Origin of the sequence: Mesorhizobium sp. M7D.F.Ca.US.004.03.1.1 (assembly GCF_003998635.1) — a bacterium.
Lineage (GTDB): Bacteria > Pseudomonadota > Alphaproteobacteria > Rhizobiales > Rhizobiaceae > Mesorhizobium > Mesorhizobium loti.
Window position 1 is genome coordinate 1 of sequence record NZ_RZQG01001760.1, and the last position, 485, is coordinate 485.

Here is a 485-nt window from a genome sequence, read left to right on the forward strand (position 1 = left end):
CATCTACCGCGCGTCCAAGACGGGTCTCAACGCGCTATGGCGCACACTTTCCGTTGACTGGCGCAAGGACGGTATTAGCTGCGTCCTGCTGCGCCCTGGGCTCGTGCGAACAGAACTTTCCGAAATGCAAGGAATGGACCCGGCTGTCAGCGTGGCCGGCTTGCTTAGCGTAGTCAATAGGCTCTCCTTCGCTGACACAGGTCGTCTGATCAGTTACGAAGGCGGTGACTTTCCATGGTAGCCAAACGCTGTGCGGGCGTAGTCGGCCCAGAGAATAGATGGACGCCAATGCTCGCGAGGGGCATGAACGCCGCCGGCCTCATCGGGGACATCATTGATCCCGCAACGGTTCACGAGGCGGGAGCGAACCCCAACAAACGATACGATGTCGTGGTCATCGCCGCCTCGGATCGGGTTGGCGCCGAGGCGGGCTTGGCAGATATCGGATCGTGGCGGCCGGTTGTCGAACAGCTGGTCTACATCCC

2 protein-coding genes are annotated in these 485 nt (G+C 60.8%); both read left to right on the forward strand.

The annotated features are described in order from the left end of the window. The coding region (locus EN935_RS39895) for an SDR family NAD(P)-dependent oxidoreductase (RefSeq protein WP_164771920.1) at window positions 1-241 on the forward strand (241 nt) is incomplete at its 5' end. Window positions 242-303: 62 nt separating this feature from the next. Further along, the coding region (locus EN935_RS39900) for a hypothetical protein (protein ID WP_164771921.1) at window positions 304-485 on the forward strand (182 nt) is incomplete at its 3' end.